Consider the following 22,384-nt stretch of genomic DNA (forward strand, 5'->3'; position numbering starts at 1 on the left):
TAGCAATATTGAAGGAGGTATAAGCCCCCTCCACTTTAATTCATTCCATACATTGCACACTGACTATCTCTGTTACAGGTATACGAACAGCACCAATCTGATCCTGCAAAATAATACACTTCAACCGTAAATCAATCTCTTTAATTGAACCTTGAAGTTGTACAATGACCCCTGCTTTCCAAGTCTTAATGAGTGTTTCACATTTCCTTCGGCAAGCTACATCTAACTCTTCTTGGATTAATTGTAAATCGAATTCACTGAGATTTGGATACTTCACCAGTTCATCCTCGCTTTGCCATGTACGCAACTCTTTAATATGCTCCGGTAGCATCATTGCAGTCCATTTAATACGTCCTCGATCCTTGACCCCTCCAACAGTTTTCATATGTCTGTTAAGCACCATTCAATCACCCACCTTATCCATTAATTATGAAGGGTAGCGACAACAAGTAACGAGTTGTGAACTCATGATTTGTGGCCCCCAACTAATTTCGAACGCTGAAAAGCCGTGCCATCTTCTGTAAGTGAAGCAGCCCTTAGTATGGCTGATGTACCATAACGATTACAAATTTCATCCATGGCCCTCCCTAATTTTCTTCTTTGCCACTTGTTCGCTTCAAACAGACTTAGTTGCATGGAGGTTTCATCCTCCAAATTTGTAATAGAAATAGAAATTTTCCTTACGGGGCGTTGGTCATGAAACTTATCAAATAGATCAACGCAAACCTTATAAATTTTCATTGTATCGTTTGTAGCTTCTTCTATTGAATGAGATCGACTGAAGCCGCCACCTAAAGAATGTTTGCTATAACCGATACTTAAATGAATGGTGCGCCCTGCTTTTCTTGCATTTCTAGCCCTGCTGGCGACATCCTCACATATTTCCAAAATCACAACAAGAACCGATTTTCGTGTTACATAGTCACGGAATAATGTTTGACCTTTTCCGAAACTTACTTGACCTTCAATTAAAGGTGCTCCTAATTCGGAAAGATCAATACCCCAAGCGTGATGGAAAAGTTGGTTTCCCATGATACCGAATTTCTTTTCAAGTCTTTCGAGGGATGTATGTGCGAGATCGCCAACAGAGAAAATCCCCATATTATTTAGAGTCTTTTCTGTTCGTCCTCCTATTCCCCACATTTCACTTAATGGTTGAATTGGCCATAATTTTCTCGGAATATCCTCATATGTCCATTTCGCAAAGCCCGTCTTCTTCGCTTCTAAATCAAGCGCAAGCTTTGCGATTAACATATTAGGTCCCATGCCAACAGTCGATGGTAAATTCAGCGTCTCAAATATTTCTCGTTGGATAATTTTAACGGTCTGTATCGGGTCACCCCATAACGTTTCGGTTCCAGTTAAATCAATAAAGCTTTCGTCGACACTGTACACATGAATCGCTTCAGAAGGGACGAATTTGTGTAGAATACGGGTAATAGCCATAGACATTTCAAGAAAATAGTCCATTTTCGGCTCGAAAAGCTGAATATCAGGATGATTCGGAATTTCGTACAAACGTGTACCCGTCTTTACTCGAAACCTTTTCTTCATCGCTGGGGATGCGGCCAGTACAACTGACCCCTTTTGTTCAAGATTCCCAACAACTGCGAGCGGTACCATTTGAACATCTAAATTGTGCAATGAAGCTATACAGCTTGCGTAAAAACTCATCATGTCTATACACGCAACCTGTCGGTTTGGAAATTTACTGTAGTCAATCATACAACAATCCGCTCTCTTGAAGTGACGGGAACAAGTGCAAGGATGTTGTCGATTTTAAATGTACGATTGGATTTCCTTAAATAGCAATAGGCCCTGAATGATACCTCCCCTACCTGAAGTACCTTAATTCTTCTCTTGCTTATTGCACCGCCTTTAGATATGTACATCATATCTAAGAAGTAATTCCGATCCATCGATTTCATTAAATCAATACGCACATCCGTTCCCTCCTCCTTTATTCAGTATATAGAATACACGTTCGTATGACAACGATAAATAAACACTTAGCAAAAGTTACCGGAAATGGCCTCTTTGCTAAGAGTTTATTTTTCCTATTTATCCCGTCAATACATTCTTAACAGAATGTAGTATTACAACAAGACTTTTCTTGCTTTGTTGGCGTAAGGTTCACACTGCATACCCCTGTTTCCGGTAGGTCCAGCTCCACTTTTTTTGCCGATTCATAATCACCTGTCAGATATGCCACTATTGAACGCACTTGTTCATAGCCTGTTGCCATTAAGAATGTAGGCGCCCGTCCATAACTTTTCATCCCGACGATGTAAAAATTTTCCTCTGGCTGTCTCAATTCTATTTCGCCGTGTGGACGAACTGTTCCACAGCTATGAAGATTAGGATCTATTAACGGAGCCAAGGCTTCGACACTTTCCGTAGCCGACTCAATATGCAATCTGATTTCATTCAAGAATGAAAAATCAGGCCGACTACCGGTATTGACAATTACCTCATCTACTCCTTGGATTGAAACGCTTTCTCCTCTTAAATCTCCGACAATTTTTAATGCTTCATCTTCCATTAAAACTTTTTGGACGCGATATGGCGTATAAGCTTCTACTTGGCCAGAGTCCACTAATTGATGAATTTTTAACCCGAGTTCTCCTCGTGCTTGTAGAGCATCTTTTTCTTCGCCACCATAAGCTTCTTCTACGTTATTTTTACGTAATATCCAAACAATTTTTTTATCGGAATTACTTTCATTGAGTTGAGACAACTCTAAAATTGTGTTTATCGCTGAGTGACCACTTCCGATTACGGCTATGCGTTTACCAAGGTACTTATCACGATCGTTGCCGTTAATATCGGGAATTCCATAATGAATATGACTTTGTAAAGATTTCTCATTTTCCGTCCATACTCCATCAGCATTTATAGGGTTCGGTTGCCCCCAAGTACCTGTTGCATCTATAATCGCTTTTGCTTCGATTTGTTCGATCAACCCATTTTGCCTTACATATAAAACGAAGGGAACATTTTCACGATTGGCCGACTTCATTTTATCCAATCCTTTTTTGCTAACGGATAGCACCTTGGAATTTAAATGAATGTATGGCTGGATTTCCGGCAAATTCGCTACTGGCTCTAAGTAACCCTCCACCAATTCTTTTCCTGTTGGAATTTCATCAGGTGAAGGGGCATCCCATCCATGTTTTTCGAGTAGCTCCCGAGCCACCTTGTCTACATTGTATTGCCACGGCGAAAACAATCGAACGTGTCCCCACTGATGTATATAGTTTCCGACGCAAGTACCGGCTTCTAATACAATAAATTTTTCGCCGGCTTTAGCCAAATGTGCAGCTGCGGCTAAACCTATAGGGCCAGCGCCTATAACTACGACTGGCAATGAACTCGTTTCTTTTTTGTTAAGCTCGATATGCAGTGGCACAATAGCTGATGAACAACAATTCCCATTCGTTATTTGAAACTTACTTTGTTGTTTCATTTTCAGACCTCCTTATAATAATAAAGAGCTCACAGAATGAGCTCTTTTGTATTAACAGTTATTTGGCGCACCAATCATTACTAGACCAGATTGATTACCTTCAGTTTCAAAATCCAATGTTAAATTGCCCAGAAGTCCTGAAGCTAACGTGGAAATGGCTACTTGGATTTCGTTGATCAAAGATACAGTATCCGACTCCTCAGGCGGATCAAGAGATAAACCGATTTGTGGTCCACAGCACCCCTCGATGGCATAGATACGGAGTCCTTTGGCTTGCTGTTCTTCCAAAAGCGATTGAATATACTGCTTGGCTTCGTTTGTAATGTTCATCATTTTCTCTCCTTCATTTTTCCCAATGACTATGCATCGGGGAATATTCTTTTTAATGAGTCTCTCATTGCTGATTTCACGTTGATCTTGGGGCGGATCGTTTTCGCTTTTTCCTCTGCTTCAGCAATTGTGTTTGCTTTGCCAAGGGTTAAAAGTGTTCCGATCGCCACAGTACCTGTTCGATTACTTCCCCCACCGCAATGAACGAAGACTTTCTGTCCATCATTGTAAGAATTGACGACCAAATTGATGGCTTTATTCACAGATTCCTCTTGCTGATCGGCATCATCAACAATTGGACAATGAATCCGATTGCTGTCAGATGAAATATTCGTGGATTCTGCACGTAAATCTACGATTACATCTACTTTTTCATTCTTCATAACTTCCACTGCATCATCTGCACCACCAATAAAAATACCGTGTTCAATTAATTCCTGATAATTTTTTGTCGTCATCCTTCTTTCACCCCACTCAATGTTGGACTCCATTCATTACTTACAGATTCTAAGTATCTTTCTACATCTAGGGCTGCCATACATCCTGTACCCGCAGCTGTAATTGCTTGGCGATATTTATTATCTTGGACATCACCACATGCGTAGACACCTGATATATTAGTTTCTGTTGTTCCAGGCTTTACTTGAATATAACCAACCTCATCTGTTTCGATTTGTCCTTTTAAAAAAGCCGTATTTGGTGTATGTCCGATTGCGACAAAAATCCCATCTGCCTCAACTATCTCTTCTTCGTCAGTATCATTATTTTTCACTTTCAGTCCAGTTACTTTAATACCGTCTCCAATTACTTCAAGAGGAGTCTTATTTAACCCCCAAGCTATTTTCGGATTTTGTTTAGCTCGATCCTGCATAATCTTTGAAGCGCGTAATTCGTCACGACGGTTAACAATCATAACCTCAGAAGCAAATTTCGTGAGGAAATTCGCTTCTTCCATTGCCGAGTCTCCTCCTCCAACAATGATAACTTTTTTACCTCTGTAGAAAAAGCCATCGCAAGTTGCACAAGTACTCAGGCCTGAACCAATGTTTTCTTGTTCACCTGGAATTTGAAGGAGTTTTGCTGATGCACCCGTTGAAAGAATTAGTGATTCGGTTACAACTTCCCCTAAACCATTAATATGAAGCTTGAAAGGTTTTCGGGATAAATCCACATCCGTTACCCATCCTCTTTTAAATTCAGCACCAAAGCGTTCTGCTTGTTTTCTCATGTTATCCATAAGGTCCGGTCCCATAATCCCATCTATAAAACCCGGAAAGTTTTCTACTTCTGTTGTTAGTGTTAATTGTCCTCCTGGTTGTTCGCCTTCGATAACGATAGGATTCATATTGGCTCTAGCTAAATAAATTGCTGCTGTTAAACCAGCAGGCCCAGTACCTAGGATAACTACTTTATGCATGCTCTGTACCCCCGAATTGTTATAGGATGAATTCTTTCAATTTGTTATAGCCAATTTTTTCTTCATGCAACCATGGGATTACCGCACACTGCGGCGCTAATTCCTCATTCACTGTTTTAATCCATCGTTTTTCAGAAACCGCACGCCCTTTCAAAATAGGATCTGTAGTATCCGTTGCGTACATACTTTGGTTAATGACCCACCACTTCGGATCAATCTGAGCACGTTTTAGATCTTCCTGCAATCTTGCTGCTTCTAATACCGGTGTTGCTTCGGCCAATGTCACAATGACCACGCCGGTTTCTTCTGGATTTCGCAAACGTGGAAGAAGCTTCTTCACACTTTCTGGTATGTCGCCAGTCGAACGGCTCATTTCTTTGTGATACGCTTCCGTAGAATCGAGCAACAACAATGTGTGGCCGGTCGGTGCCGTATCAATCACCACGATTTCATTTTCGGACTTCTCCACCACTTCCGCAAATGCTCTGAACAAAGCAATTTCTTCTGTACATGGCGATTCAAGGTCTTCCCTCAAATACGCAAGCCCTTCTTCATCAAGCCCTTCCCCTGCTGTTGAAAGTACTTCCTGCTTATATTTCTTTACTTCAATTTCCGGATTAATGCTGCTAATTGTCAAATTTTCTCCCAGAACGCTACCTTCAAACGCGTATGCAAGATGCGCTGCAGGGTCTGTTGTAGTCAAATGAACACGGTGACCTTTCTCAGACAGACCGACCGCAATCGCTGATGCAATCGATGTTTTTCCAACCCCGCCTTTACCCATCGTGAAAATCACACGGATGTTTTTCGAAGAAAAATCATCAATCACTTTGTTTAGGCCAGGAAGTTGAATCGGATCAGTGCTGAGGCTATCGTCTTCAAATACAGTAATCGTGTAAGAGCTAAATAAGTGCCGAAGGTTGTCAACTCCGGTTAGTGAATACGAAACAAATGGAAGGGAGAACGTCACAACTTGTTTTAATGCATCGGGCGTTTCTTTCAATGCACGACGCTGTCGCTCATAAAACGCTGTTGACACCTCATCTTCGGATTGATGACTCTGGAGAAGTCCATTTATGATAAGTATCTGATTTTCAATGCCGATCTCTTTCAGCTCCGAGGAAGCCCGATTCGCTTCCACTATTGAAGAGACATCTGGACGGGACACCAAAATTAGAGTCGTTTTTTCTGGATTAGAAAGAGACTCTACAGCTTTCGCATATAACTCTTTTTTCTCACCAAGACCTGACAGTGGACCCAGACAGGAAGCACCGTGTGTACTTTCTTCCAAAAAGCCGGTCCACGCAGTTGGTAATTGTAACAGACGCAGTGTATGCCCGGTCGGCGCAGTGTCAAACAATACATGATCATATCGATTTAACACATCCTCATCGGATAACAGATGAGAAAATTCATCAAATGCAGCAATTTCAACTGTGCAAGCACCCGATAACTGTTCTTGCATCGTTGCAAGAACAGCATCTGGCAGCTTTCCTCGATAAGGACCGACAACTTGTTCACGATATGTTTTCGCTGATGCTTCTGGGTCAATATTACATGCGAATAAATTATTTACGCTTGGAATAGCAACTGGGTCATTCGTCAATTCCACGTCGAGAACATCCTGTAAATTTGAAGCAGGATCGGTACTTACTAACAGTACCTTTTTTCCTTGATCGGCAAGAGAAACCGCTGTCGCACAGGCCGTTGATGTCTTACCTACCCCACCTTTTCCGGTAAAAAACAAAAATGGAGTTAGCGCGATTTGGTTAGGATTGAATACTGGATACATGGCTATCCCTCCTCATTTTTCAAGCTTTAGTGAAACACGTACACGTGGTTTTTCCTGGAGTTCAGCAGCCTTTACATCAAGCCACTCAGCTAACTCTTCGTTTGTCGGATAGCCACCAACTTTTACTATTTCATTATTCACAAGTATCAGTGGGAGAGCATCTGGTCCTTTTTCAAGAAGCACCTTATTTACTACTTCATTGTCCACGAATGCACCCGGTTCATTCGCAAGATTAAAGCGTGTAATATCAAATTTCTTTTGTTCAAGTGAATAAACAGCCGATGCAACACGCGTTAATTCTGGATCAACACCAGGTCCACAGACACCTGTTGAACAACACATTGCAGGATCAAATATTTCAACCTTTTTCATTATCAACAACTCCTTTATCAATGTATAATTATATCCTTATATGTTTATTATAAGGATAGCCGTGATGTGAATCCACGGCTATTTTTAGTTATTCACCAGTTTTAGCGAAGCGTTCAATCCTAGCACCAATTTCATCGCGTACACGCTGGAAAAACGCCCATTTTTCTTCATCCGTTCCTTCTGCTCTTGCGGGGTCATCAAATCCCCAATGAGCACGTTTTACATGTGGGGGTGTCATCGGACAATTATCAGCAGCATCTCCACAAAGCGTAACGACGAAATCTGCATTATTCAGGATTTGTGGATCAATAATATCCGAAGTTTGATTTGAAATGTCGACGCCAACCTCATTCATCGCTTTAATTGCATTTGGATTGACTCCATGCGCTTCAATTCCTGCACTGAGAACTTGCCATTCTTCACCAAGATACTCTTTGCCCCACCCTTCTGCCATTTGACTACGGCATGAGTTACCTGTACATAAGAAATAAAGTGTTTTTTTCGACATAATGAAAATCCCCTTTTTAGTGTTTTAGTATATGAGTGACAGCCATAAATACAGTCCAATCAGTGTAATCAAGAGTGTAGGGACTGTTAAGATAATACCGACTTTAAAATAGGTACCCCAAGATATTTTCACACCTTTTTGCGATAGGACATGCAGCCACAATAACGTTGCCAATGAACCGATTGGTGTAATTTTCGGACCTAAATCTGAACCGATGACATTTGCATAAATCAATGCCTCACGTATTGGTCCAGTTGTATTCGTATCTGCGATTGCCAAAGCGTTGATCATCACGGTAGGCATATTATTCATGATTGACGACAAAATCGCTGCGATAAAGCCCATCGCAATCGTAGCTATAAACAGACCTTGATCTGCTGCCAATTGAATGAGATCGCCAAGTACGCTCGTCAGCCCGACATTCCGCAATCCATAAACGACCACGTACATCCCAACGGAAAAGAATACGATGGACCAAGGTGCTCCTTTTAGTACTTGCTTCGTTTGAACCGCAGGACTTCTCTGTGCCATCATCATAAAGAATATGGCCATGATTCCAGCAACAATCGAAACAGGAAGCCCCGTAAACCCACTAGTGAAGTATCCGACAAGCAATATACCTAATACGACCCATGAAAGCCGAAACATCTTTCCATCTTTTACAGCTTCCTTCGGTTCTTTTAGATCCGATACTTTATAATCTTTCGGGATACTCTTACGGAAGAATAACAACAGCACTAATATACTCGCAACCAAAGCAAATAAATTCGGTACAATCATCCGTGATGCATATTCGACAAAACCAATACCGAAAAAGTCTGCTGAAACTATATTGACCAAGTTACTTACAACCAATGGTAACGAAGTGGTATCTGCAATAAAACCACTGGCAATGATAAATGGAAAAACCATCTTTTCATTGAAATTCAAATTTCGTACCATCGCAAGCACAATTGGCGTTAATATAAGTGCAGCCCCATCGTTTGCGAACAAGGCAGCAACGATCGCTCCAAGAATACTAACATAAACAAACATGCGAATACCGCTACCTTTAGCTAATCTCGCCATATGTAACGCAGACCACTCGAAAAATCCGATTTCGTCTAAGATTAATGAGATAATGATGATGGCGATGAAAGCAAGTGTAGCATTCCAGACAATCCCTGTAACATCGATAACGTCCTGAAAATTAACTACCCCGACTAACAAGGCGACAACTGCACCAATACATGCAGACCATCCAATGGATAAATTTCTAGGCTGCCAAATAACAAAAATAAGTGTGATTATGAATATCAATGATGCTGTAATAACTGAAACCAACGTACTTTCTCCTCCCTAGTTACAACTAATTCTCAGCCCTTGTGCTTCCAGTTCAGTTATGGATTCACTCTGTTCCGGAAGTTGTTCAAGTATGCTTTGAATAAAAGGAAAGTCTTCATGTTTATCATTAATCGAGAAGAAAATCCATTGACCTTTGCGTTCTTCTTTCACTAATCCAATATCCCTCAGCTTCCGCAAATGTTGGCTGATTGCCGGTTGACTCATTTTGAAAATTTCTACAAATTCACATACACAGCATTCATGTGACTGAAGTAATTTCATCATCGTTAAACGAGTTTGATCTCCGAGCAATTTTAATAGCTGTGATGCTCGCTGCATATCAATCGTTACTTCCGTATTCATATGCGATTACCACCTTTCTGCAATCATTATATAACCATATGCTTATATAAGCAAGTGCGTTAATCATATTATCAAAACAAAATTATTTCTCTTCTTCAAAATCTAAAAGGCCACCTTACAGCAGCCCAATGGATTACTCGCTATTTGAAAAGTATGCGTTCGTAAAAGTACACATTAACGAACACTGTGCATAAGATGAAATACATTGAAAAAATGGTTCGTAAATATGTAAAACCACTTTTCGGACGTTCACTCGATTATTTTCGACTTCCCGAACGGAATGGTACACTTTTGGAAACAAAAGTTCTTAAAGGGGTGTTCTATTTTTGAATCACGAAAATTTGGTTTTGTTCGCGTCAGTGTAAAAGATCAAAATGAAAATCGGAAAGTTAAATCGATGAAAGAAATCGGAATTGATGATGAGGAATGGTGATACCCATTATATTCACTGACTTGATCGATTTGACCGTAATAAGGAATTCATTTTAAATAAATGGAGTGAACTGAATAAATAAAGTAATCGGTATCGACATTTTTGTCCTGTACACTGTCCACGCCGTTACACAGCACCACGGAATATTGTGACAGAATGTCGTCCAGACTCCATCCAATCAATAGAGAAAGTCATGCTATCAATCATGCTGTTCAATTGCTTCAAATCCTGCTCGCTCGACGGGTTATTTTGATTCAACTTATCCGCCTACCGTTTCAATTCCTGCCCACCCACTATATTCTCCTGAATCAATTCATCCGCCTAATTAAGCATGAAAACTCCTCCATCTTTGTCTTATGCCCCGCCTTTTTCTTGAATAGACAAGCAGGTTAGTACCCAGTAATTCCGCCCAGACCCTATGGGACAGACGTTCCGACTGCTTGACTGTTTTAGTTTTCTTCCGGCCTAATTCGGCTGTATGAACCTGCATAAACCCCTTTTCAATCAGTTCCGTTTGCAAAGATCACATATCCTCACTCCCTTTTTCGAAATAAAAAAGAGGACAACAAATGACACAGCGTAAAGCTGTAATCAATCGTTGACCTCTGGTTGGCCGGGGGGACTTTAATAGAGTTTATGTTAAGATATTCACATCATCATCAAGCCTCATTTTCATGTCTTAACGATTATTTAATATGTCGTATATTTTTTCCGTAACAGATAATGCTTTATCATTAAAGTTAAAGTTTACAAAACTATCATTTTTACAGTCATAACTATACCCCGACTGATATAAATTTCCAGTAAAATCGTATTCTTCATACTGATAAGGTTGTTTAAAAGTACCGATAGCGATAAAAGTTATTTCTGCAACCCCTTCGGCCTCTAATAAATTTCGAGCTGTTTCAAACGAGGCTCCATGTGTAACGAAATCATCTAGTATGACAATCTTTTTTCCTGCAAGTTTACCTTGATATTTAGGATTTAAATTTATAGTATTAAAATGACGACTCGCACCTTCGGCAATCCTATCAGCAGCACCAATACTAGTGGATTTTCTTGCAGGTGAACTTCGAATGAGAATCTCTTCTTTGTGTCGATTCTTAAATAAATATCTGGTATTTTTCGCTATAGTATATATAGCGTTTTCATTTTTTCCACTTGAGGACGGAAAAGTCATCCAATAGTCAATATCCTTAAACTCTTCTTCTCCAATAACAAACGATAAATAATGTAGATATAAAGCGTATAAATGTTTATCTTTATTATATTTTAATATACCAGTATATTTATATATCATCTCTTGACCCTTGTCGGTCTTTTTATAATATTTATTCGCATTTGATATAGCTATCAATTTAGTTGTAGATGTAATTTTCCTGCTTACAAAAAGTTCAGTTTCTAACGTGAGGATTTTTATGCATTCAAGCAACTGACTTGGACTTTCTAACGCAAATCCGTATTCATCAATTTCCTTATCGACTTCATCTAGCCACAGAGGGTTAATCAACAAAGCCTTATTGTTAGCTGCTATCCACATATCTTGCTTTACAGATCCTACAAATATAATTTTTTTACGATTAAAGCCGGTGTCTTTATACCATGCATTGCGATTTGTAAACTTAACTCCGTGATCTTCTCCTAATTTATATTTCACTAAATCCCTATAGGTTCCCAAACTTCTAGACATTAATCCAACATACACATCCGAATCTTTAACTTGTTCTATTAATTCTAATGTCTCTTTTCGAATTTCATCTTTCTCATCAAAGAATACGCTTCTAGACAATACTATGTAAAATGACATATCAATCACCCCTATCTCTATATTCCAACGCGTTATAGTTCCTAATATAATCAACTACTTCTTTTGAAAGCAATTGTTTATCATAGTAAATCGGTTTTCCGAAAAGAAAACCATTACGAACCGTGTTTAAAGTTCCGCTTTTAATAGTAGCCTCAATAATTAAAATTTCGTCACTCATTTTCGCTACAATCGTGTTTCTATCCAAGAAACTTGATTTATATGTGTTTTCAAAAGGACCAATAGTAGTTAGCGCTAGCCCGCCGCTATCCAATATTTTGTCAAATAAACTTTTGTTTGATGAAGGATAAATTTTTTCGAAGGAAGTAGGTAATATCGCTATCGTTCCCCCTCCATAATTAAGTGTTTCTTGATGTACAATAGTATCAATGCCTTTAGCTAAGCCACTTATTGTTAGCCACCCTTTTTTCACATACGCTTCAACATATTCTTTTGTTTTTTCTTCGCCAACACTTGACGAATTTCTTGTACCAATAATCGCTACTTTTTTTCTAACCTCATCAAGTAAATCAACATTCCCAAAACTATATAAAAATAACGGTTCTTTTCCCGGCGGAAAAATATCTTTCGGATAATCCTCGCTATACTTATAAAAAATTTTAATTCCCATCTTTTTATACTCATTCATTTTATCGATAAATTTTTTTTCGAAGTCAAGTAATAAATTCAAATCAATCGATAGTTTTTTTTCTTTATCGTTATAGATATAGTAATACTTATTGTAGAAAATATGATTTTTATCGTAGATAACTTCGAGTATCGACTCTTCATTATGATGAATTGTTTCCAACGTTTTTTCTGAAAAACCGAATTGTTTCAACAATAGTAACATATTCCTATTTATATTACTACTCAAAATTCCTCACCTACTTCCTTATGCATTCGCTTAACTTTCCCTGCGTGCGTTACAATTCTATTCTATACTCACCGTATTCGGGCAGCTCTCTTAGCTTAACCTTTCCCTTGCAGATGACATTTACACAGTTCAATGGTAGTTCCATTATACCCAGTTCTAGAAATAATGCATCTGGATTATTTGTAATGTCTTTATTCAACAGGACCCCTCTTATGTGATATTAATACATTGGCTGACGGGAGGAATTCTGTCTTTTTTATCGCCTTCTATTTAGCAAATAATTTATTTTAGATACCGACCATCGTGCATATCCAACTTGCGTTTTCATCGTCAAATTCTTGTACCAAGCAGCCGGATAGCACAGCATTGATTTCTTTTTTTGTAATTCTGTTCTTAAATCAAAATCACTCTAATTTTGATTTGAGTTTCTTCCTATTATATAGGCAGTTTTTAGAGGTATTTGTCCACAGTTGAATCCGACACTTCGAGATAATGCTTGTCTAGCGTCTCCAGCGAACGGTGTCCGGTCTGTTTTGCAATCGTCGCAAGATCAGCTCCTGCCGAGTGCATGGAGAGTACCTGCGTCTTGCGGAAATTGTACGGCGCAAAGCCCGTCCATTTCTTCATTCGTTTTCGATAAGCTGTTTCAGAGATGAGGCTGCTCTCATAGGTCCCTTTTTGGTCTACACGTCCAACAAAGTAATCGCTCGCCTTTAAATCGTATTCCCCGATATAATCCCGAACAGCCTGAATCGTTTCCAGATTCAACCGCTTATTGTGCCACATGCCTTGTTTCTTCAGGGGAACGCTTACCATCGGAGCATCAAAGTCAAAGTGTTCGACTTTCAACCGAACCATTTCACTCGGACGATTCGCTGTCGTCAAATTGACTAAACAGATTGCCTTGGCTCTTGTGTCTAACGGTCTTATTCTTGCCAAAAGAAAATCTTTATTTAGGGGAGACTTGCCTTTCACATGTAAGAGGTCCATTTTATCATCCCCACTGTAAAGCTTTCGGAGCGAACTGATCTTCTTGCGGTCTTCTTCCTCGAACGCAATTCCATAGGTCACGGTCAAATACTTCCGGATTGCGACAACCCGTTTTTCCCATGTCGTTTTTTTCACCCGTTCAGATTCGACGGCATGGTTCAAATAGTGGAGGAAAGACTGAATATTTTCTTCCCTGTCTGTTTCTGAACAGAAGTTACAGAAGGAACGAATGTCACTTGCATAGGAGGTAGGGATCTGTTTTTCGATTTCTTCGATTTTTTGTTCCAATTCAAAATCCAGTTTCCTGTTTTCAAAATCCTTCGCATAAACGATTTTTCCTTTTGATTCCAATTTATAACCCCCTTCCAATATTTTGACTGACCAAGTTGCTTGTCTTCATTTTAGCAAACTGGTTACGATAATATAGTAATCTCGTAACCTCTTTTAATCTTAACATTGCGCTGGGTACATCATTAGTTGTCAATAAAATAAAAAAGAAAGGGTATGACCCCTTCCCACTTCGAATCAGTTACGCCTAATTTAGAGTAACCTATCCATTTATCTACTCTTAATTGAATCAGCGTATCCCATCCTTAATATGAAGTAAGATACAAACCCATCGGGCAAAAGGCTAATAAGCCGTTTCTAAAAAATTCTTTAGGATTGATTTTTCTCTAATTTTGCTTCTTTAATTGTGCTAACAAAAAATAAGATAACTCCAATAACTAAAAATATATCTGCAGTATTAAAAATCGGATAATTAATAAATGTAATTTCGAACATATCTGTTACTTCCCCAAAAATTAAACGATCTACAACGTTTCCCATTGCACCTCCTATAAAAAAGCCAAAGGCTATACGTGTTAGCTTATCAGTTACTTTACGAGAATAAATAAGGCCAATCACTATTATAATAATTGCAATGCAAATTAAGAATAGCTTTTGTCCAGAAAATATCCCCCAGGCAGCACCTGCATTTCGATGAGAAGTTAATTGGAAAAAACCGTTAATTATTGGAATGGATTGCCCGTAGTCCATAAAATTTCTAACTAAGTACTTAATAAGTTGATCAATACTTAATGTGAGTATAATAATCCAATACAAAATCGTCACCTCAGAGTTTTTCTATAAAGATTTGTACTCAATACTTTAAATAAAGGGATTTAACAATAAACTATCAGAAAAGAGACCACAGGCTAGATAGTATATTATTTTCTAACATTATATATATTCCTAATCCTATAAAAACAATTGGAATAACCCAGCTGCCGTATTTCTCAAAAGTTTCGGAAACATATCTGAATCTTGCTAGGCGATAGCCGATTAAACACCATACCGCAACCATTATAAAGAAAGTAACAACTGTAATGAACAGTTGGTGGTTATTTAAAGTAGAAAAGAAAAGAACGGAACATAAATTCCAATATTGTCTCCACCATTGGCAAATGTGATGAAGGCTATACTCATAAAGAGTTTGTTAAATCGTCCTGAATTTAAACTAGAAAGAATAGCACCTTCATCTTCATCTTCACCCTTTATAAATAGTTTAACTCCTAAATAGATTGGAATTAATCCTAGTAAGCCTACCCACTGATCAGGAATGAGTGTTACTCCAAATGCTGCTAAGAGACTGATTAAAACTAAAAGTGCAAAACCAAGGTATTGACCGATAACTATATCTCTAGTGTATATACGGTTTCCCTTTGACTGAATAACCGTTTGGCCATCACTTGCTTTAGCTTGTGAATTTGCCTGTGAGAACAGTAGCATCAATACAAAAATATCATCGATATTGGTTACCAAAAAAGACCCAAAGGCAGATAGAATGGTTAGAATTAAATCCATAAAAAAACTCCTTTCTAAGAATCAATTCGACCTGCACGTGAGATAAGCTTCCCAAACCGCTTCATATGTAATATAAAAACATTGATGTTTACTAATACCCAATCCTTCCACTTTTAACCAAACCGAGCGAATCTACACTATAATGAAATCATTTTTAGAAAAGGGCTTTCCAACCTATATGGAAAGCCCTTTCCCTTATTCTTTCACTCTCATTAGCCGTAATCCATTTAATGCTACCAGAAGGGTTGCGCCCATATCTGAAAGAATGGCGATCCAAAGCGTTAACCAACCCGGAATAACCAATAGTAAGGCAATAAATTTAATAGCAATCGCAAAAGTAATATTAGCTTTGATGGTATTCAGAGCTTTCCGGCTAAGTTTTATAGTGAATGGAAGTTTTCTTAAGTCATCCCCCATTAGAGCAACGTCTGCCGTTTCAAGTGCTGTATCCGTACCAGCTCCCCCCATTGCGATTCCCACTGTAGAAGCTGCTAACGCAGGAGCATCATTGACACCATCTCCAACCATAGCTACATTTCCGTACTCGGACCTTAACTGTTTTATATAGTCTAATTTGTCTTGAGGCATCAGATCAGCTCGGATATCGGATACCCCAACATGACTGCCTATTGCATTCGCAGTACCTTGGTTATCACCTGTAAGCATAATTGTTTTTTTAATTCCAAGTTGATGTAACTTTTGTATAATCTCCTTACTTGAATCTCGGACTTCATCAGCAACTGCAATAAATCCGAGTATTTCTTTTTCGGTTCCAATAATCATGGCTGTTTTACCTTGATTTTGAAGAGTTGAAACATTTTGTTCTAGGTCTTTATCGAAATCGGTAGTCAGCAATTCCTTAAAGAGTTTCGGGCTACCGATATAATAAGTCATTCCGTTTACAATACCTTTGATTCCCTTACCTGTAATAGAAGAGAAATCCTCAACGAGCACATCAGAATATGAAATATTTTCTTCTTCTGCTTTTTTCATGATGGCTGAAGCAAGAGGATGCTGAGAACGATACTCTAATGCAGTAATGATCGCCAATAATTCTTTGTCATTCAGTTCATTATTCAATACAGTAAAATTAGTTACAACTGGAACACCCTTTGTTAATGTACCCGTTTTATCGAATGCTATCGCCTTTAAGGCACCCATTTCTTCTAAATACACTCCACCTTTTACAAGAACGCCTTTTTTCGCGGCATTCCCAATCGCTGAAACAATAGAAATCGGAGTAGATATGACTAACGCACATGGACAACCAACAACAAGAACAGCTAATCCTTGATAAATCCAAGTTTCCCAACTGCCACCTAAGAGTAAAGGCGGGACTACAACAACTAATGCCGCAATGATCATAATGATCGGTGTGTAATATTTCGCAAATTTATCGACAAATGCTTGCGCTGGAGCGCGTTCTCCTTGTGCTTCCTCTACAAGATGAATAATTTTAGAAATTGTTGTATCTTCTACAAGTTTTGTTATTTTTACTTCAAGTAATCCTTCTTCGTTTAAAGTACCTGCAAATACTTCATCATCAATCGTTTTTCCGACGGGTACTGATTCACCTGTAATCGCTGCTTGGTTGACAGCAGAGTAACCATTTACGACTACACCATCCATCGCAATCTTTTCACCGGGCTTTACAATCATGATATCCCCAACAGCAATATCATCGACATGAATCATTATTTCTTGTCCATTACGTCTAACGAGTGCTTCTTTAGGGGCGATACCCATTAGAGAACGAATTGAATTTCTTGCTCGATCCATGGAGAATCGTTCAAGCTCTTCACTGATAGCAAAGAGAATGACAACAAGAGCAACTTCTCCCCATTCACCAATAATGGATCCACCTATAACAGCTACTGTCATAAGGGTTTTCATGTCGAATTCAAAGCGTAATAAGTTTTGCAAACCTACTTTAAAAAGCGACAATCCACCTACCAACATTGATGCTAAAAATAATAGGGTTGTAAGAAGATTTCCTTCTCCATTTACAAAGTTGGAGAGATAACCGAAAGCAAGGAACGAAGTGGAATAAAGCAATGTACTATACTTTTTATAAAATGGAACTTTTTCTTCTTTCGTATCTTTGGTTACCTCTTGCGAAACATGGCGGGTAGATTTTTCTGGAGTCACTTTAAGATTCTCAAATGCACCCGCTTTTTCTAATTCTTCAATCGTTGCTTCTCCGTAAACAGATATTTTAGATGCACCAAAATTCACCTTTGCATCCTCAACTCCAGAAAGCCGTTTTACATTATTTTCAAATTTTCCCGCACAGTTTGCGCATGTGAATCCTTCAATACGGTATACGTTTTTGTCCTCTTTAACCTCTAGTTTAACTTCTCGCCTTGGTTTTTCAGGATCCACTTTAAGATTCTCGAATGCACCGGCTTTTTCTAGTTCTTTAATCGTTGCATCTCCGTAAACTGATATCTTAGATGCGCCAAAATTCACTTTTGCATCCTGTACTCCTGGAATTTTTTTGACATTTCTCTCAAATTTCCCTGCACAATTTGCACATGTGAAACCCTGAACACGGTAAACATTTTTTTCAGTCTCTAATGACTTTGCTTCAGCCAATTTTCATTACCTCCTTCTGATGTGCAAATGCAACCTGTATTAGTTGCTTCACATGATCATCATCTAATGAATAGTAGACTAACTTACCTTCTTTTCGATACTTAGCTAATCCAAGATTTTTAAGTAACCTCAAATGATGAGATGTAGTGGCAGTTGTAGCGCCAACACTATTCGCTACATCACACACACACAATTCATCTTCTAAAGAAAGAGCATACGCAATTTTAATCCTAGTATCGTCTGATAATGCCTTGAAAAATTTGGCTACTTCCAACGGATTTTGTTGGCGTAGATCATTTTTAACCCTTATTACCTTTTCTTCGTCTATACACGTAACTTCACATATATCATGTTGCAAGTTTTTTGCCTCCCATCAATCAAATGTACGTTTGATTATCATTATATGTAAATAAAAACAAATAGTCAAATATATGTTTGAGTGTAATTTACATAAAGAGCAGTTTTTTTAATTTGCGGTATTTAATTATTCTTATAACTGAATTTACTTTTCTTTGTAACCTCAATATACTGGTGAGAATATTGTCAGGATGCAGTTTTGAAGCATTAAGCTTTCCCTACTTTAAAAAGCCCGGTTTCTCCCTTGTAGAGAAAAACGGACTTTGCTGTTTCGACTCTCCATAATAAGGTATCTCACAAAACCACCGTTAATTAAGAAATCATTTTCTTCATTTATCTTGTTCGGTCAAAAGTTAACTTCATAAATTAATTATTTACAATAACTCAGTGTAATTATAACTTTCGTTTTACATTTTCCAGCACTACTTTGCTATGCGGAATACTTGGTATGCTTACCATGCTGTAACTTAAATCCTGATTAGGAACTTCATATTCCATTCGATTCGCCAGATAATCAAGACTTACCTTCGTGACTTCAATTGTGACCCACTCCCCAGCACAACGATGTCCCATAAAGTAATCACCACCCCCCTGTGGAATGAAGCCAAAGGGGCTTCCTTCCCATTCGGCAAACCGATCAGGGCTGAACGCATCAGGATTGTCCCAAGTTTCAGGGTCATGATTGGTGCCATAAAGATCCAGCAAAGTTAATGTACCTTCTTCAAATTTATAATCGTTCCAAATGAAATCCTTTTTTACCAATGCCACGACAAAGGGAAAAAACGGATAAAAACGACGAACCTCCTGTACGAACATCTGAGCATATTTCTCATCGCAGGTTTCAAGTTTCTTTTTTTCTTCCGGATGATGATGCACTGCCAGTGCCGTAAAATTAATAAATATAGAAATCGCCACAATAGGTCTCAAGATATTGATTACTTCCACAGCAGCGGTCTGGTTATCCAGAAGATTTCCCTCCAAATCACGATGCCAGGAAAATTGATGTAAAGCTGTATTTTCTGGTGGATTTACTTCCCCTTCACGAACCTTTTCAACCAACCCACCAATCCACTTTTCTACGTTATTCCGTGCATTTCTCCCAAGCCAATGGTTTGGGCCAACTGCAGCCGGAGACTCGAACATCGCTGCCAAGTCCTTTGTCAATTTCTTAACTGCGCTTTCTTCCAACGGGACGCCTGCCCAATAACAAGCTGTTCTGCATAGGATTTCTTTTACTTCTTCATAAAGAATAACTTCATCCATCTGTTCCCATTTATTTAATGCAAACTTCCACTGTTTTTTTGTAATATCCGTTAGACTTTGAAGTCCTTCAAGAGACATGATAGACATAAACATTTCTTTCCGATGTTTGTGATCTTGTCCATCCAACGCCTGAACACCATTCTTCCCAAACAATGTTTGAACCGCCCGGTTTGGTGCTGCATCTTTCCTTTTGAATTTCTCGGTGTCATAAAAAACTTCGGCAGCTGCCTTTCCTACCATGCAGATCGCTTTCTTCCCAAGCAATCGGGTCTCAAATATATTAGAATTAAAACTGCGATGTCTGTTCATAATGTACATATATCCTTCTCTTATAAGACTCAAGCTATGATCTATTCCTTCTTCTCGAGGCATTTGATTTGTATCGGACATATCATTCATCTCCATTTTCATTATTGATGATCTTATGTTACTTTTCCCTATTTGCTCTTCTTTAGTCATCTTGCATGTTTGATGAACTGAATGGCGGGCAAAATACATTTAGAACCGGAAATTGTCGAGTCGATTGAGCAATTGATTTTGAAGTACAAAAGATATTCACTGACGTCTATTCATCGAAAGAACTGCGAGCAGTGTAAGGGGTCTCACCACCAACACAAAACGGAAAACAAACGATTGGCAAATTTCAACAAAAAAGCCGATGATTTCCTACCCCGGGAAATCATCGGCTTTTATTTTTATTGAATGTACATACTAAACGCGACTTAATAACTACGACATCTCCTGGTTGATATTTTGCTTCAGCAATCGCGTTTTTCGCTTTTTCAACCTCTACGTCTTTTTAATACAGCTTCCCCACGACGAAAAGTACAGGGTCAATATATAGCTTCCACCAAAATAGCACCACCAAACAGGGATGCCAAGGCGTTGGTCTCCGCTACTATCCTGGTCATCCTTAATAATAAATCAGATACACACCTATCACCCCAAAAGCAACAAATGCAACCAGTAAGCTGTAGATATTGGATGAATGCCTAATTGATTCATTCAGGATTTCCTTAATCGCAACCATGTAAATAGTTCCGACAGTCAAACTTATTAAGAACGCCCATGAAAGATTATTTTGTATGCCAATCATTTCGCCAATGAGAGCCCCAAGTCCAACAGGTACAGCGACGATAATCGAGATAAGGAATAACATATAAGCACTAAATCCTGCGATAAATAATGGAGTAAATAGGATCATACCTTCAGGAACATTGTGAAATATTAATGCTTGTAATAATGCTATACTTAATTCAGATTCTTCACTGGTCCCAAGAACAATTCCCATGGGTAGATTATGGATAGAGATAATTAGAGCAAGGAATAAGCCTAGCCTTCTATTATGACGTTTGTGTGATACTGTTGTAGCTACAGAGTTTTTATGAACCCCGATATGAAGGAGCTTGAATAAAAAAACCCCTGCTAAGAAACCCAATATAAAAACTATCCAATTACCCAGTTGTAAAGCTTCCGGCACGATTTCAAAACTAATTAATCCTAAGATTAACCCTGTGCATACCGCGTAGATAGTCCCAATACTTCTCTTAAAACCATTTATCAGACCAGCAATAACTCCACCTACGCAGATTCCAGCAAATGTAGATATAAAACCGATAAGCCAGACATGAGTCAATAAACCATCCTTCAGTTGTTTGTCTATATGTTTATATGGTCATTGATTATAAATTATGCTGTTGTATTTTTTACGTAAGGTCAATCTACATTGGATATCATTTCTTATATACTTAATTCTTGATGCTGAAGATTCGATTTTTCAATTTGAAGCGTAGTATGTTCAATTTTGTAGATGTCACGTATCAGATTGATTGCCTGTTGAAGAACTTCTTGTTCATCCTTCTCTTCTTCAATTAGAATGTGACAGCTTAACATATCCAGCCCCGATGTAATCGTCCAAATATGAAGATCATGGACATTTTTCACACCTTCAATATTTTCTAATTCAGCTAAAACTTCTTCTTTATTAATCATCAAGGGTGAACCTTCCATTAAGACATGAATACTCTGTTTAAGCACTCCCCATGCACTTTTCAATATCAATAAAGCGACTACCACCGAAATGATCGGATCTGCAACATACCAGTCAAACAGGAGCATGAGCAGACCAGCCAATATAGCACCAACCGAACCTAAAGCGTCACCGACTATGTGAATGTAAGCACTTTTTAAGTTAATATTCTCTTTTACATCAGCTTTTTTAAGAAGAGCCATTGCACTAAGAAGATTTGCCGCTAATCCGATGAATGCAATGATCATCATCGTGCCACTGGCGACAGTTGGCGGTTCATTTAACCGTTGAATTGCTTCTTTGACGATAAACCCCGCAACCACAAATAACGTAACGCCATTAAATAAAGCGGCTAGAATTTCAAATCGAAAATACCCATACGTCTTATTCGGTGATGGCGGTCTACTTGCAAACCAAATTGCCACGAGACTTAAAGCCATCGAGCTTGCATCCGAAAGCATATGGCCACTATCCGATAGTAGGGCTAAACTATTTGTGAAAAGCCCACCGAAAAACTCCAAAAGCATAATGAGTGTTGTAATGGATAATGCAATGACGAGCCCCCGCTTATTCCCTTCTCGTTTTTCTGCAAAATGATTATGTTCATGACCCATTCAAGT

21 protein-coding genes and 1 pseudogene are annotated in these 22,384 nt (G+C 38.6%); all 22 read right to left on the reverse strand.

Annotation, left to right across the window (positions count from 1 at the left end):
- Positions 1-40: 40 nt before the first annotated feature.
- On the reverse strand, positions 41-403 hold the full coding sequence (locus ACFPRA_RS22185; protein WP_381439580.1) for a YolD-like family protein: 363 nt from the start codon (positions 401-403) through the stop codon (positions 41-43).
- Positions 404-465: 62 nt separating this feature from the next.
- Entirely contained in the window at positions 466-1,677 is a 1,212-nt protein-coding gene (locus tag ACFPRA_RS22190; RefSeq protein WP_381439583.1) for a Y-family DNA polymerase, read from the reverse strand.
- Between the two features lie 44 nt (positions 1,678-1,721).
- Entirely contained in the window at positions 1,722-1,943 is a 222-nt protein-coding gene (locus tag ACFPRA_RS22195; RefSeq protein WP_381439585.1) for a transcriptional regulator, read from the reverse strand.
- Between the two features lie 137 nt (positions 1,944-2,080).
- Positions 2,081-3,466 carry an NAD(P)-binding domain-containing protein gene (locus ACFPRA_RS22200; protein WP_381439587.1) on the reverse strand — a complete coding sequence of 462 codons (1,386 nt, stop codon included), beginning with the start codon at positions 3,464-3,466 and terminating at the stop codon, positions 2,081-2,083.
- Between the two features lie 51 nt (positions 3,467-3,517).
- The gene (locus tag ACFPRA_RS22205; RefSeq protein ID WP_381439590.1) at positions 3,518-3,796 is read right to left on the reverse strand and encodes an iron-sulfur cluster biosynthesis family protein; all 279 of its coding nucleotides are present in this window, start codon (positions 3,794-3,796) and stop codon (positions 3,518-3,520) included.
- A 29-nt stretch (positions 3,797-3,825) separates the two neighbouring features.
- Positions 3,826-4,254 carry a protein-tyrosine phosphatase family protein gene (locus ACFPRA_RS22210; RefSeq protein ID WP_381439592.1) on the reverse strand — a complete coding sequence of 143 codons (429 nt, stop codon included), beginning with the start codon at positions 4,252-4,254 and terminating at the stop codon, positions 3,826-3,828.
- Entirely contained in the window at positions 4,251-5,213 is a 963-nt protein-coding gene (gene trxB, locus ACFPRA_RS22215; RefSeq protein WP_381439595.1) for a thioredoxin-disulfide reductase, read from the reverse strand. Before trxB ends, ACFPRA_RS22210 begins: the two co-directional genes overlap by 4 nt.
- Before the next feature lie 19 nt (positions 5,214-5,232).
- A complete protein-coding gene (gene arsA, locus ACFPRA_RS22220; protein WP_381439598.1) occupies positions 5,233-7,005 on the reverse strand; it encodes an arsenical pump-driving ATPase in 1,773 nt (590 codons plus the stop codon).
- A 12-nt stretch (positions 7,006-7,017) separates the two neighbouring features.
- Positions 7,018-7,377: an arsenite efflux transporter metallochaperone ArsD gene (arsD, locus tag ACFPRA_RS22225; protein WP_381439600.1), complete on the reverse strand. Its 360-nt coding sequence runs from the start codon at positions 7,375-7,377 to the stop codon at positions 7,018-7,020.
- Between the two features lie 88 nt (positions 7,378-7,465).
- Positions 7,466-7,885 carry an arsenate reductase (thioredoxin) gene (arsC, locus tag ACFPRA_RS22230; protein ID WP_381439603.1) on the reverse strand — a complete coding sequence of 140 codons (420 nt, stop codon included), beginning with the start codon at positions 7,883-7,885 and terminating at the stop codon, positions 7,466-7,468.
- A gap of 24 nt (positions 7,886-7,909) precedes the next feature.
- Positions 7,910-9,208: an arsenic transporter gene (locus ACFPRA_RS22235; protein ID WP_381439605.1), complete on the reverse strand. Its 1,299-nt coding sequence runs from the start codon at positions 9,206-9,208 to the stop codon at positions 7,910-7,912.
- A gap of 15 nt (positions 9,209-9,223) precedes the next feature.
- Positions 9,224-9,571, reverse strand: coding sequence for an ArsR/SmtB family transcription factor (locus tag ACFPRA_RS22240; protein WP_381439607.1), 348 nt, complete (start codon positions 9,569-9,571; stop codon positions 9,224-9,226).
- A 1,112-nt stretch (positions 9,572-10,683) separates the two neighbouring features.
- Positions 10,684-11,811, reverse strand: coding sequence for a phosphoribosyltransferase (locus ACFPRA_RS22245; protein ID WP_381439610.1), 1,128 nt, complete (start codon positions 11,809-11,811; stop codon positions 10,684-10,686).
- A 1-nt stretch (position 11,812) separates the two neighbouring features.
- Positions 11,813-12,652 carry a DNA-processing protein DprA gene (locus tag ACFPRA_RS22250; RefSeq protein WP_381439612.1) on the reverse strand — a complete coding sequence of 280 codons (840 nt, stop codon included), beginning with the start codon at positions 12,650-12,652 and terminating at the stop codon, positions 11,813-11,815.
- Positions 12,653-13,135: 483 nt separating this feature from the next.
- Positions 13,136-14,026 carry a tyrosine-type recombinase/integrase gene (locus ACFPRA_RS22255; protein WP_381439614.1) on the reverse strand — a complete coding sequence of 297 codons (891 nt, stop codon included), beginning with the start codon at positions 14,024-14,026 and terminating at the stop codon, positions 13,136-13,138.
- Positions 14,027-14,332: 306 nt separating this feature from the next.
- Positions 14,333-14,779, reverse strand: coding sequence for a signal peptidase II (gene lspA, locus ACFPRA_RS22260; RefSeq protein WP_381439616.1), 447 nt, complete (start codon positions 14,777-14,779; stop codon positions 14,333-14,335).
- A gap of 73 nt (positions 14,780-14,852) precedes the next feature.
- Positions 14,853-15,520, reverse strand: a pseudogene (locus ACFPRA_RS22265) (CadD family cadmium resistance transporter).
- A 195-nt stretch (positions 15,521-15,715) separates the two neighbouring features.
- The gene (locus ACFPRA_RS22270) at positions 15,716-18,115 is read right to left on the reverse strand and encodes a heavy metal translocating P-type ATPase (protein WP_381439619.1); all 2,400 of its coding nucleotides are present in this window, start codon (positions 18,113-18,115) and stop codon (positions 15,716-15,718) included.
- Positions 18,108-18,473, reverse strand: coding sequence for an ArsR/SmtB family transcription factor (locus ACFPRA_RS22275; protein ID WP_381439621.1), 366 nt, complete (start codon positions 18,471-18,473; stop codon positions 18,108-18,110). The genes ACFPRA_RS22270 and ACFPRA_RS22275 overlap by 8 nt, the downstream gene beginning before the upstream one ends.
- A gap of 392 nt (positions 18,474-18,865) precedes the next feature.
- A complete protein-coding gene (locus ACFPRA_RS22280; RefSeq protein ID WP_381439624.1) occupies positions 18,866-20,125 on the reverse strand; it encodes a cytochrome P450 in 1,260 nt (419 codons plus the stop codon).
- A gap of 523 nt (positions 20,126-20,648) precedes the next feature.
- On the reverse strand, positions 20,649-21,371 hold the full coding sequence (locus ACFPRA_RS22285) for a ZIP family metal transporter (RefSeq protein ID WP_381439627.1): 723 nt from the start codon (positions 21,369-21,371) through the stop codon (positions 20,649-20,651).
- 104 nt (positions 21,372-21,475) lie between these two features.
- Positions 21,476-22,378, reverse strand: coding sequence for a cation diffusion facilitator family transporter (locus tag ACFPRA_RS22290; RefSeq protein WP_381439629.1), 903 nt, complete (start codon positions 22,376-22,378; stop codon positions 21,476-21,478).
- Positions 22,379-22,384: the final 6 nt, after the last annotated feature.

The organism is Sporosarcina soli (assembly GCF_042655805.1).
Classification (GTDB): domain Bacteria; phylum Bacillota; class Bacilli; order Bacillales_A; family Planococcaceae; genus Sporosarcina; species Sporosarcina soli.